10 protein-coding genes are annotated in these 11,626 nt (G+C 66.5%); 8 read left to right on the top strand and 2 right to left on the bottom strand.

Annotated features, from left to right (window positions below; all coding sequences use genetic code 11):
* Positions 1 to 307 precede the first annotated feature (307 nt).
* From VH569_RS16705 to VH569_RS16690, 4 genes are all read left to right on the top strand, one after another.
* Positions 308 to 1,417, top strand: a complete 1,110-nt coding sequence (locus VH569_RS16705) for an ABC transporter ATP-binding protein (RefSeq protein ID WP_377807065.1) — start codon at positions 308 to 310, stop codon at positions 1,415 to 1,417.
* 67 nt (positions 1,418 to 1,484) lie between these two features.
* Positions 1,485 to 2,531, top strand: a complete 1,047-nt coding sequence (locus tag VH569_RS16700; RefSeq protein ID WP_423316335.1) for an ABC transporter substrate-binding protein — start codon at positions 1,485 to 1,487, stop codon at positions 2,529 to 2,531.
* Positions 2,532 to 2,780: 249 nt separating this feature from the next.
* Positions 2,781 to 4,031, top strand: coding sequence for an ABC transporter permease (locus tag VH569_RS16695; RefSeq protein WP_376962329.1), 1,251 nt, complete (start codon positions 2,781 to 2,783; stop codon positions 4,029 to 4,031).
* Positions 4,028 to 4,858, top strand: coding sequence for an ABC transporter permease (locus tag VH569_RS16690; RefSeq protein WP_199235309.1), 831 nt, complete (start codon positions 4,028 to 4,030; stop codon positions 4,856 to 4,858). Before VH569_RS16695 ends, VH569_RS16690 begins: the two co-directional genes overlap by 4 nt.
* A gap of 45 nt (positions 4,859 to 4,903) precedes the next feature.
* On the opposite strand, the gene VH569_RS16685 is transcribed toward VH569_RS16690, so the two are convergent.
* Positions 4,904 to 5,470, bottom strand: coding sequence for a cupin domain-containing protein (locus tag VH569_RS16685; protein ID WP_423316334.1), 567 nt, complete (start codon positions 5,468 to 5,470; stop codon positions 4,904 to 4,906).
* A gap of 218 nt (positions 5,471 to 5,688) precedes the next feature.
* On the opposite strand from VH569_RS16685, the gene VH569_RS16680 reads away from it, so the two are divergent.
* The 3 genes from VH569_RS16680 (at position 5,689) to VH569_RS16670 (ending at position 9,854) form a co-directional block, all read left to right on the top strand.
* Positions 5,689 to 7,149 (top strand): NAD-dependent succinate-semialdehyde dehydrogenase, encoded by a 1,461-nt coding sequence (locus tag VH569_RS16680; protein ID WP_423316333.1) that lies wholly within the window; start codon positions 5,689 to 5,691, stop codon positions 7,147 to 7,149.
* 34 nt (positions 7,150 to 7,183) lie between these two features.
* Positions 7,184 to 8,473: a 4-aminobutyrate--2-oxoglutarate transaminase gene (gabT, locus tag VH569_RS16675; protein ID WP_376962320.1), complete on the top strand. Its 1,290-nt coding sequence runs from the start codon at positions 7,184 to 7,186 to the stop codon at positions 8,471 to 8,473.
* Positions 8,474 to 8,651: 178 nt separating this feature from the next.
* Positions 8,652 to 9,854 carry a CaiB/BaiF CoA transferase family protein gene (locus tag VH569_RS16670; protein ID WP_423316332.1) on the top strand — a complete coding sequence of 401 codons (1,203 nt, stop codon included), beginning with the start codon at positions 8,652 to 8,654 and terminating at the stop codon, positions 9,852 to 9,854.
* A 51-nt stretch (positions 9,855 to 9,905) separates the two neighbouring features.
* Here VH569_RS16670 and VH569_RS16665 read toward each other — a convergent pair whose 3' ends face one another.
* Positions 9,906 to 10,946, bottom strand: coding sequence for a zinc-dependent alcohol dehydrogenase family protein (locus tag VH569_RS16665; RefSeq protein ID WP_423316331.1), 1,041 nt, complete (start codon positions 10,944 to 10,946; stop codon positions 9,906 to 9,908).
* Positions 10,947 to 11,082: 136 nt separating this feature from the next.
* Here VH569_RS16665 and VH569_RS16660 point away from each other — a divergent pair, with 136 nt between their 5' ends.
* Entirely contained in the window at positions 11,083 to 11,562 is a 480-nt protein-coding gene (locus VH569_RS16660) for an Lrp/AsnC family transcriptional regulator (RefSeq protein WP_423316330.1), read from the top strand.
* Positions 11,563 to 11,626: the final 64 nt, after the last annotated feature.

Genomic DNA, 11,626 nt, shown 5'->3' with positions numbered 1-11,626 from the left:
ATCAGGGGCGGATCGCCTGCGGCGATTCGCCCCGGCCTTCATGGCAAACACCGATTTTCATGCCGCCGTATGTCCGCTATCTCGATCATCGGTCTTCTCAATCGCACGCGGATGGAGCACACTGACGGTCTAAGTGTGGGCATCGCCTTCGCATTTGCACAAAAATTCGGCAGACTGTTGAATTGATCAAGACATAGTCATTCCTCTTGTCTATTTTCTTAAACGCGTGTTACCGTCAGGGCCAGAAAGACGGACCGGGCCGGGGTGGCGTACCCGGCCGCAGGTCGCCTGTGACGGGAGCGGACGGATGGACGGCGGGATGATCGCGACGACAGATACCCTGGTGCGCTTCACCGGGGTGCAGAAGACCTACGATGGCGAGCATCTCGTGGTGAAAAGCCTCGATCTCGACATCCGCAAGGGCGAATTCCTGACGCTGCTGGGGCCGTCGGGGTCGGGCAAGACCACCACGCTGATGATGCTGGCCGGGTTCGAGGTGCCGACCCATGGCGACATCTTCATCGGCGACCGGCCGATCAAGAACGTTCCGCCGCACAAGCGCGACATCGGCATGGTCTTCCAGAACTACGCCCTGTTCCCCCACCTGACCATCGAGGAAAACGTCGCCTTCCCGCTGTCGGTGCGCGGCGTTTCCAAGGCGGAAACCAGGGACCGGGTCCGGGCCGCGCTCGACATGATCAAGCTCGGCAACCTCGCCGGCCGCCGTCCCGGCCAGCTGTCGGGCGGCCAGCAGCAGCGCGTGGCGCTCGCCCGCGCCCTGGTCTTCAACCCGGCGCTGGTGCTGATGGACGAGCCGCTGGGCGCGCTCGACAAGCGCCTGCGCGAGCATATGCAGCTGGAGATCAAGCGGCTGCACGAGACGATGGGCCTGACCGTCGTCTACGTCACCCACGACCAGGGGGAGGCGCTGACGATGTCCGACCGCATCGCGGTCTTCAACGACGGCATCGTCCAGCAGATCGACCGGCCGGATGCGCTGTATGAGCGGCCGGTGAACAGCTTCGTCGCCAACTTCATCGGCGAGAACAATGTTCTGAGCGGCGTTGTCGAAAATATCGAACAGGGCTGGGCGCGGGTCGCGCTGGATGCCGGCGGTTCGGTGGTGGCGCAGGCGGTGAACATCGGCGGCGCCGGCAACCGCACCTCGCTGTCGCTCCGCCCGGAACGCGTGGCCATCGAGACCGGCGACAGCGGCGACAGCACGATGAACCGGCTGCCGGCGACGCTGACCGACCTGATCTATCTCGGCGACCACACGCTGGCGGTGCTGAGCACCCCGGCCAACCCGGAATTCATGGTCAAGCTGCCGGCCGGCTCCTATGCCGGCCTGGTGCCGGGCCAGGACGTCTACATCGCTTTCCGCCCGGAGGACTGCCGGGCGCTCGATCCGGTCTGAGGACGTGGTTCCTCGGCACCAGGGTGCCTTCCAGCAACAACAACCACGACGAATAAGGACGGGGATCATGTCGAAGATTAAGGTGGCTCTCGGTTTCGCTGCGACCTTCACCGCCCTCACGGCCCTGTCATCGGCGGCCAGCGCCCGCGACCTCACCGTCGTGTCGTGGGGCGGCGCCTATCAGGACGTCCAGAAGAAGGTGTATTTCGAGCCGTTCAAGGCCACCGGCACGGCGATGAACGACGAGTCCTGGGACGGCGGCGTCGGCGTCCTGCGCGCCAAGGTCCAGGGCGGCGCCTCGACCTGGGACGTGGTCCAGGTCGAGAGCGAGGAGCTGGCGCTCGGCTGCGACGAGGGCCTGTACGAGAAGATGAACTTCTCCAAGATCGGCGGCGAGGATGCCTATCTGCCGTCGACGGTCAACGCCTGCGGCGTCGGCGCCATCGTCTATGACTTCGTCCTGGGCTACGACAAGGACAAGCTGAAGGACGCGCCGAAGAGCTGGGCCGATTTCTTCGACACCAAGAAGTATCCGGGCAAGCGCGGCCTGCGCCAGGGCGCCAAGACCACGCTGGAAATCGCGCTGATGGCCGACGGCGTGGCGCCTGCCGACGTCTACAAGGTTCTGGGCACCGAGGCCGGCATAGACCGCGCCTTCAAGAAGCTCGACACCATCAAGAACGACATCGTCTGGTGGAAGGCCGGCGCCCAGCCGCCGCAGCTGCTGGCTTCGGGCGAAGTGGCGATGACCTCGGTCTACAACGGCCGCATCGACGCCGCCAACAAGAAGGAAAAGAAGAACTTCGGCATGGTGTGGAACGGTGCGCTCTACACCGTCGACAGCTGGGTCATCCTGAAGGGCAGCCCGAACGTCGATGCCGCCTACAAGTTCCTGAGCTTCGTCGGCAAGCCGGAGAACCAGGCCAAGCTGTCCGAAGGCATCGCCTATGGCACGTCGAACAAGAAAGCCCCGGCGCTGCTGCAGAAGGCGGTCCTGGCCGACCTGCCGACCGCGCCGGACAACATGAAGAGCGCGGTGGAGATCAACACCGACTTCTGGCTGGAGAACATCGACCGCCTGACCGAGCGCTTCAACAAGTGGGCGGCGAAGTAAGTAGTTTGTTGTAACTCGCCCTTTACCCCCTCTCCCACCCGGGAGAGGGTCGGGGGAGGGGGATGCGCAGCGGCACGCATCGGGCTGTGAAGCGCCTCTCCAACTTAAGTTTTTGGCGGATCACTGCCCGCCCTCCGGTGACCGGACGCCATGCGTCCTCCTCACCCTGACCCTCTCCCCGGGGGGAGAGGGGATGGTCCCGGGTTTCGGGGCTTTATGCACCTGCGTCTTTCCAACAGGACAATGCCGATGACAGCCGCATTCGTTGCCGGCGCCGACGTGCCGTTGAAGCGTCGATTGAAACGGGCCGAGCGGGCCCGGCAGTTCCGTGCGCTGGGTCTGGTGCTGCCGCTGCTGGCCTTCCTGCTGTTCACCTTCGTCGTGCCGCTCGCCGGCATGATCTGGAAGTCGGCCGACGACTGGGAGGTGCCGCAGGTGATGCCGCAGACCGTCGCGGCGCTGGAGCATTGGAACGGCCAGGGCCTGCCCGACGAGGCCGCCTTCGCCGCACTCGCCGCCGACATGCGCACCGCGCGCGAGGCCGGAACGCTGGCCGTCGCGGCCAAGCGGCTGAACTACATCGTCAACGGCTACCGCACGACGCTGCTCTCCACCGCGCGCAAGCTGAAGGAGCAGCCCGCTCCCGGCACCGCGAAGGAGACGATGATCGGCCTTTCGCCCGCCTGGGGCGAGCGCGAGAGCTGGACGGCGATCAAGAGCGCCAGCGGCCCGGTCACCAGCTATTACCTGCTGGCCGCCGTCGACCTGACCCGCAACGCCGACGGCGCCATCGTGGCCGCCCCGCCGGATCAGGCGATCTACCGCGACGTCTTCATCCGCACCTTCACCATCGGCTTCGGCGTCACGGCGCTCTGCCTGATCCTCGGCTTCCCGGTCGCCTATCTGCTGGCGAACCTGCCGACCGGCCGGTCGAACCTGCTGATGATCTTCGTGCTGCTGCCCTTCTGGACCTCGCTCTTGGTGCGCACCTGCGCCTGGATCGTGATCCTGCAGAGCGAGGGCATCGTCAACGGCTCGCTGCAATGGCTGGGCGTGATCGACGAGCCGATGCGGCTGATCTACAACCGCTTCGGCGTCTACATGGCGATGACCCATGTGCTGCTGCCCTTCATGATCCTGCCGCTCTACAGCGTCATGCGCGGCATCTCGCCGGCCTACATGCGCGCCGCCGCCTCGCTGGGCGCCCCGCCGGCGACCGCCTTCATGCGCATCTACCTGCCGCAGACCATTCCGGGCATCGGCGCCGGCTGCCTGCTCGTCTTCATCCTGGCCATCGGCTACTACATCACGCCGGCGCTGGTCGGCGGGGCCGCCGACCAGATGATTTCGTCCTTCATCGCCTTCTACACCACGGAAACGGTCAACTGGGGCCTCGCCTCGGCGCTGGGTGCGGTTCTGCTGCTCTCCACGCTGGTGCTGGCGCTGGTCTACGGCAAGCTGGCGCTCGGCCGCCAGACGACGGGAGGTCTGAAGAATTGAGCGCGAACCATTCCCCCCAGACCGCCAGCCAGCGTTTCGCCTGGATGGCGACGGTCGTCGCCTCCACGCTGGTGTTCATCTTCCTGATGGCGCCGATCCTGGCGATCGTGCCGCTCTCCTTCAGCTCCAGCACCTACCTGACCTATCCGCTGCCCGGCCTGTCGCTGCGCTGGTACGAGGATTTCCTGGGATCCGCGCGCTGGATGAACGCGCTGAAGAACAGCGTCATCATCGGCGTGGCCTCGTCCATGCTGTCGATGGCGCTGGGCACGCTGGCCTCGCTGGGGCTGGCCCAGTGGAAGAGCAAGTGGAAGCCGCTGGTGCTGGCCGTCGTGCTATCGCCGATGGTGGTCCCGGTCGTCATCACCGCGGTCGGCGTCTATTTCTTCTTCGCGCCGCTGGGTCTGACCGGCAACTATCTCGGCCTGATCCTGGTCCACACCGCGCTGGCGACCCCCTTCGTCGTCATCACCGTGTCGGCGACCCTGCAGAGCTTCGACATGACGCTGGCGAAGGCCGCCGCCTCGCTGGGCGCGCCGCCGCTGCTGACCTTCCGCAAGGTGATCCTGCCGCTGATCCTGCCGGGCCTGGCGTCGGGTGCCCTGTTCGCCTTCGCCACCAGCTTCGACGAGGTGGTGACGGTGCTGTTCCTCGCCGGGCCGGAGCAGCGCACGCTGCCGCGTGAGATGTTCAGCGGCATCCGCGAGAACATCAGCCCGACCATCACCGCAGTGGCGGTGGTGCTGACGGTGATCTCGGTCTGCATGCTGTCGACGCTGGAAATCCTGCGCCGGCGCAACGAGCGGCTGAAAGGGAAGGCGGAGTAGGGGAGTGTCCGACGGGGAGGGGGGTACGCTCCTCCCCGGTCCCGCTCACAGATAGGGCGGGGTGCAGGCGCTGATCACCTCGCACTCCACCTCGCCGATGTTGCGGAAGCGGTGGCTGACGCGACTGTCGAAGAAATAGGCGTCGCCGGGGCCGAGAAGCTGCTTGCGGTCACCCACCGTCAGTTCGATCTGGCCCTTGATGACGATACCGCCTTCCTCTCCCTCGTGCTGGAGCATGGTGCGGCCGGTGTCGGCGCCGGGGGCGTAGCGTTCGTGGAGGATTTGCAGGTTGCGGCTGCGCAGGTCGCCGACCTGACGGAAGGAAACCTGGCCGACCGTGCCCTTCAGCTCGCCGGCCAGTTCGATCAGCTCGTCGCCCTTGAAGAAGATCTGCTCGGGCGGCGGCAGGTCATCGGAGGAGAAGAATTCGGCCAGGGTCATCGGGATGCCCTGAAGCACCTTGCGCAGCGACGACACGGACGGGCTGCTGCGGTTCTGCTCGATCAGGGAGATCGTGCCGTTGGTCACTCCGGCAAGCTGGGCGAGCGCCCGCTGCGACAGCCCATGCTGTTCGCGGATCTGCTTCAACCTGGCGCCGACGTCGAATTCCATCACCGGACTCCTGCTCCACTTCCATTAAGGCAATAGCCCATCCGCGCAACCCCGTCATCAGAATATGAACAGTTAAACAGGGGTTGTTTAATTTATTAAACATGGTAGGCTTCTGTCCAAGGTCCAGGCCCCCGCGCAGGAAATCCTTGATTGCCAAGGAAGTTTTCGCCGGGTGTGGCCGGCCGGTTCCATATTCCTTCATCCAGGGCGGATCGAACATGCTGTCGCTGAACGACCAGGGCCTTCTCCGAACCAAGGGCTACGTGAACGGTGCGTGGCGCGCGGCCGACTCCGGGAAGAGCTTCCCGGTCACCAACCCCGCCACCGGCGCCGTCATCGCCGAAGTGTCCGACATGGGCGCGGCCGAGACGCGCGAGGCCATCGACGCCGCCAACGCCGCCCTGCCGGGCTGGAAGGCCAAGACCGCCAAGGAGCGCGCGGCCATCATGCGCCGCTGGTACGAGCTGATCATCGCGGCGCAGGAGGATCTGGCCCAGCTGATGACCGCCGAGCAGGGCAAGCCGCTGACCGAATCGCGCGGTGAGGTCGTCTATGGCGCGTCCTTCATCGAGTGGTTCGCGGAAGAGGGCAAGCGCGCCTACGGCGACGTGATCCCCAGCTTCGCCGCCAACAAGCGCATCGTCGTGCTGAAGGAGGCCATCGGCGTCGTCGCGGCGATCACGCCGTGGAACTTCCCGAACGCCATGATCACCCGCAAGGTGGCTCCGGCGCTGGCCGCCGGCTGCACCGTGGTGGTCAAGCCGGCCGAGGACACCCCGCTGTCGGCGCTGGCGCTGGCCGAGCTGGCCGAGCGCGCCGGCTTCCCGGCCGGCGTCTTCAACATCGTCATGGGCAGCGAGCCGGCCGCCATCGGCAACGAGCTGACCCACAGCCCGATCGTCCGCAAGGTCAGCTTCACCGGCTCGACCGAAGTGGGCAAGCTGCTGATGCGGCAGGCCGCCAGCACGGTCAAGAAGGTGTCGCTGGAGCTGGGCGGCAACGCCCCCTTCATCGTCTTCGACGACGCCGACCTGGACGAGGCGGTCAAGGGCGCCATGGCGTCGAAGTACCGCAATGCCGGCCAGACCTGCGTCTGCGCCAACCGCCTGCTGGTCCAGGCCGGCGTCTATGACGCCTTCGCCGCCAAGCTGGCCGAGGCCGTCAAGGCGCTGAAGGTCGGCGACGGCACCGAGGCCGGCGTCACCCAGGGTCCGCTGATCAACGCCGACGCCATCGCCAAGGTGGAAGAGCTGATGGGCGATGCGCTGGAGAAGGGCGCCACCGTCGCTCTCGGCGGCAAGCGCCATGCGCTGGGCGGCACCTTCTTCGAGCCGACCATCCTGACCGGCATCACCACCGAGATGCGCGTCGCCCGCGAGGAGATCTTCGGACCGGTCGCCCCGCTGTTCAAGTTCGAGACGGAAGAGGACGCCATCCGCATGGCGAACGACACCGAGTTCGGGCTTGCCGCCTATTTCTACAGCCGCGACATCGGCCGCGTCTGGCGCGTGGCGGAAAAGCTGGAATACGGCATCGTCGGCATCAACGAGGGCATCATCTCCACCGAGGTGGCTCCCTTCGGCGGCGTCAAGGAGTCCGGCATCGGCCGCGAAGGCTCCAAGTACGGCCTCGATGATTTCATGGAAGTCAAATATCTCTGCGTCGGCCTCGGCGCCTGATCCCCCCAAGGGAAAAGACAAAGGAACACAGACCATGACCACCAACCAGTCCTTCGTCGCCCGTCGCGAGGCCGCCGTCTCCCGTGGCATCTCCGCCGGCATGCCCTTCTACATCGACCGCGCCGAGAATGCCGAGATGTGGGATGTCGAGGGCAAGCGCTTCATCGACTTCGCCGGCGGCATCGCCGTGCTGAACACCGGCCACCGCCACCCGAAGGTGATGGAGGCGGTGAAGGCGCAACTGGAGCGTTTCACCCACACCTGCGCGATGGTCACGCCCTATGACAGCTTCGTCGAGCTGGCGGAGAAGCTGAACGCGCTGGTCCCCGGCCCGACGCCGAAGAAGACCGCTTTCTTCACCACCGGTGCCGAGGCGGTCGAGAACGCCGTCAAGGTCGCCCGCGCCGCCACCGGCCGGCCGGGCGTGGTCGCCTTCTCCGGCGGCTTCCACGGCCGCACGCTGCTGACCATGGGCCTGACCGGCAAGGTCGTGCCCTACAAGGTCGGCTTCGGCCCGTTCCCGGCCGAAATCTTCCACGTGCCGTTCCCCAACGCCTACCGCGGCATCAGCGAGGCGGAGAGCCTGAAGGCGCTGGACAATCTGTTCAAGTCCGACGTCGATCCGGCCCGCGTCGCCGCGATCATCATCGAGCCGGTGCAGGGCGAGGGCGGCTTCAACATCGCCAGCCCGTCCTTCCTCCAGTCGCTGCGCGCGGTCTGCGACAAGCACGGCATCGTCATGATCGTCGACGAGATCCAGACCGGCTTCGCCCGCACCGGCAAGATGTTCGCCTTCGAGCATGCCGGGATCGAGCCGGACCTCGTCACCATGGCGAAGAGCCTGGCCGGCGGCTTCCCGCTGTCGGCGCTGACCGGCAAGGCGGCGCTGATGGATGCCCCGATCCCCGGCGGCCTGGGCGGCACCTATGCCGGCAGCCCGCTGGCGACCACCGCGGCGCTGGCCGTCATCAACGTCATCGAGGAAGAGAAGCTGGTCGAGCGCAGCGAGCAGCTGGGCGAGCGCATCGCCGGCCGCTTCCGCACCATGGCCCAGCGCAACAGCCTGTCGGTGATCGGCGACGTCCGCAACCTGGGCGCCATGGTCGCCATGGAGCTGGTGACCGACCGCGAGACCAAGGAGCCGGCCGCCGACCTGACCAAGGCGCTGGTCGCCAAGGCGGCGGAAAAGGGCCTGATCCTGCTGTCCTGCGGCACCTACGCCAACGTCATCCGCATCCTGGTCCCGCTGACCGCCTCCGATGCCCTGGTCGATGAAGGCCTGGACATCATCGAGCGCTCGCTGGAAGAACTGGTGTCGGCGTAATAGGACTCCCTCTCCCACCCCGGGAGAGGGAAGGGGCCCAAGCGAAGCTTGGGAAGGGTGAGGGGTGATCCAAGGATTTGAATCCATGTCTGGATCCCCCCTCACCCTCCCGCCTTCGGCGGGTCCCTCCCTCTCCCGGGGCGGGAGAGGGCAACAACACCAACAGGAGGAAGACACCTTGGCCGGACCCTTGTCGCACATCCGGGTGCTGGAGCTGTCGCGCGTGCTGGCCGGGCCGTGGTCGGCGCAGACGCTGGCCGATCTCGGCGCCGACGTGATCAAGGTGGAACGGCCGGGTGCCGGCGACGATACCCGCGCCTGGGGCCCGCCCTGGGCCGGCGACCAGTCTGCCTATTTCCTGTCGACCAACCGCGGCAAGCGGTCGATCACCATCGATTTCGAACGGCCGGAAGGGCAGGAGCTTGTCCGCATGCTCGCCGCCCAGGCCGACGTCGTCATTGAGAATTTCAAGGTCGGCGGGCTGGTCAAGTACGGCCTCGACTATGACAGCCTGAAGGCGGTCAACCCGCGGCTGGTCTATTGCTCGATCACCGGCTTCGGCCAGACCGGGCCGTACCGCAACCGGGCCGGCTACGACTTCATGATCCAGGGCATGGGCGGGCTGATGAGCATCACCGGCCAGCCCGACGGCGAGCCGGGCGCCGGGCCGGTCAAGGTCGGCGTCGCGGTGACCGACATCTTTACCGGCCTCTACGCCACCATCGGCATCATGGGCGCGCTGGCCCACCGCGACCGCACCGGCGAGGGCCAGCAGGTCGATCTGGCCCTGCTCGACGTGCAGGTGGCGGTTCTGGCGAACCAGGCGATGAACTGCTTGGTCGGCGGCAAGGCGCCGCAGCGTCTCGGCAACGCCCATCCTAACATCGTGCCCTATCAGGCCTTCGCCACCCGCGACGGCTACATCATCCTGGCGGTCGGCAACGACGGCCAGTTCGCCAAGTTCTGCACGGTCGCCGGCCGCCCCGAGCTGGCAAAGGACGAACGCTACGCCACCAACCCGGCCCGCGTCGCCAACCGCAAGGAACTGGTGGCCCTGCTGGAGGAACTGATCCGCACCCGCGACAGCCAGGACTGGCTGGGCGCGCTGGAGCAGGTCGGCGTGCCCTGCGGCCCGATCAACGATCTGGCCGCGGTCTTCGAAGACCCGCAGGTCAAGGCCCGCAACATCCACCAGGATCTGCCGCACCCGACCCAGGGCAGCGTGCCGACGGTGGCGAGCCCGATCCGCTACAGCGGCACCCCGCTGGTCCACGACACCGCCCCGCCGACGCTGGGCCAGCACACCGACACGGTTCTGGCCGAAGCCCTCGGGCTGGGCGAGGCCGACATCGCCGCCCTGCGCGAGAAGGGCGTGATCTGAGCGAGGGAACGGGAAGCGGGAACCTGAGATTTTTCCCGCTTCCCAGCCTCATCAGAACTCCGTCACCACGGTGACGCCGGTGCCCTCGAACCTGTCCATGCTCATCAGGGCGTCGATGGACTGTTCCAGCGTGATCGTCCGGCCGATCAGCTTCTCCGGCGCCAGCTTGCCGGACCGCATCATCTCCATCATCGCGTCATAGCGGTGAGCCTGCATGCCGTGGCTGCCAAGGATTTCCAGCTCGTTGGCGATGACGCGGCTCATCGGAATGGCCGGCGTGCTGTTCTCGGCCAGCATCAGCCCGACCTGCACATGCTTGCCCCGCTTGCGCAGGTTGCTGATCGAGTTGAAGCAGGTGGTGGGATGGCCCAGCGCGTCGAGCGAGACATGGGCGCCGCCGCGGGTGATCTCGATCACCGCTTCGGCGACCTCCGCGACCTCCGACGCGTTCACCGTGGCGACGGCGCCGAGCGCGCGGGCCAGGGCGAGCTTGTCTTCCGAGATGTCGACGGCGACGACATTGGCGCCCACCGCATTGGCGATCATGATCGCCGACAGGCCGACGCCGCCGCAGCCGTGAACGGCGACCCATTGGCCGGCGGAGGTCTTGCCCTGGTCGATGACGGCGCGGAACGAGGTGACGAAGCGGCAGCCGAGGCTCGCCGCCGTGGTGAAGTCCATGCTCTCCGGCAGACCCACCAGATTGATGTCCGCCTGATGCAGGCCGACATACTGGGCAAACGACCCCCAATGTGTGAAGCCGGGCTGGAACTGCCGGTCGCAGACCTGATGGTTGCCGGAATGGCATTCGGGACAGGCGCCGCAGCCGCCGACGAACGGGACCGTCACCCGGTCCCCGACCTGCCATTTCGTCACGTCCCTGCCGACCGCCTCGACGATGCCGGCCAACTCGTGGCCGGGAACATGGGGAAGCTGGATGTCGGTGTCATGGCCGACCCAGCCATGCCAGTCGCTGCGGCAGACGCCGGTCGCCATCACCTTGACGACGACGCCATGCGGCTCCGGCGTCGGATCGGGCACGGTCATGATGTGCGGCGGGGCGGAAAATGCCTCGTAGACCACGGCTTTCATCGGGGGGACTCCGTCTGGACGCTCCCCGCAGTCTACGACGGACCCGCTGAAATTGGCTTTCAATTGAAGATCGGTCGAAGCGCAGATATGAAGGGTTCTTTCTTCTGATGGCTCGCTAGCGAAGGAGTCCTTCGACATGGACCCGCTGGATAAAGTGGATGCCGCGATTGCCGACCGGCTGCAACAGGATGGCCGGCTGTCCAACGCCAGGCTCTCCGAACAGCTGGCGCTCAGCGAGGCGTCCTGCTGGCGGCGTCAGAAGCGTCTGGAGGAAAGCGGGGTGATCAAGGGCTATCAGGCGGTTCTCGACCGCCGCAAGCTCGGCTTCGGCGTCATGGCCTTCGTGCAGATCGTCTGCACCCAGCATGGCGAGGAGGCGACCGCCGCGTTCGAGGCGATCATCCAGGGCTGCCCCTCCGTGCTGAGCTGCCACAACACCACCGGAGAGGCGGATTTCCTGCTGGTCGTCGTCGCGCGCGATCTCGACGATTACAGCGGGTTCGTCGACCGGGTTCTGCGGAAGCTGCCGGGCGTGGCCAGCATCCGCTCGAACCTGTCGCTGCGGGAGATGAAGGAGACCAACCGGCTGCCTGTTCAACAGGCGCCCTATCGCTGACCGCGCCGGCTCCGCTGGTGGCTTCAGTCTGGCGGATGGAATTTTCGCATCGCTCCTGCCCGCC

This window comes from Azospirillum sp. 11R-A (genome assembly GCF_049472615.1).
GTDB lineage: Bacteria > Pseudomonadota > Alphaproteobacteria > Azospirillales > Azospirillaceae > Azospirillum > Azospirillum palustre.
The sequence above is the reverse complement of the archived record's forward strand: the minus strand, read 5'-3'. Positions and strand labels throughout refer to the sequence as shown.

What these genes read in the sequence shown, in the direction of transcription:
- VH569_RS16705 (WP_377807065.1), top strand. Translation starts at nt 308, where the DNA reads ATGGACGGCGGGATGATCGCGACGACAGATACCCTGGTGCGCTTCACC.
- VH569_RS16700 (WP_423316335.1), top strand. Translation starts at nt 1,485, where the DNA reads ATGTCGAAGATTAAGGTGGCTCTCGGTTTCGCTGCGACCTTCACCGCC.
- VH569_RS16695 (WP_376962329.1), top strand. Translation starts at nt 2,781, where the DNA reads ATGACAGCCGCATTCGTTGCCGGCGCCGACGTGCCGTTGAAGCGTCGA.
- VH569_RS16685 (WP_423316334.1), bottom strand. Translation starts at nt 5,470, where the DNA reads ATGGAATTCGACGTCGGCGCCAGGTTGAAGCAGATCCGCGAACAGCAT.
- VH569_RS16680 (WP_423316333.1), top strand. Translation starts at nt 5,689, where the DNA reads ATGCTGTCGCTGAACGACCAGGGCCTTCTCCGAACCAAGGGCTACGTG.
- gabT (WP_376962320.1), top strand. Translation starts at nt 7,184, where the DNA reads ATGACCACCAACCAGTCCTTCGTCGCCCGTCGCGAGGCCGCCGTCTCC.
- VH569_RS16665 (WP_423316331.1), bottom strand. Translation starts at nt 10,946, where the DNA reads ATGAAAGCCGTGGTCTACGAGGCATTTTCCGCCCCGCCGCACATCATG.
- VH569_RS16660 (WP_423316330.1), top strand. Translation starts at nt 11,083, where the DNA reads ATGGACCCGCTGGATAAAGTGGATGCCGCGATTGCCGACCGGCTGCAA.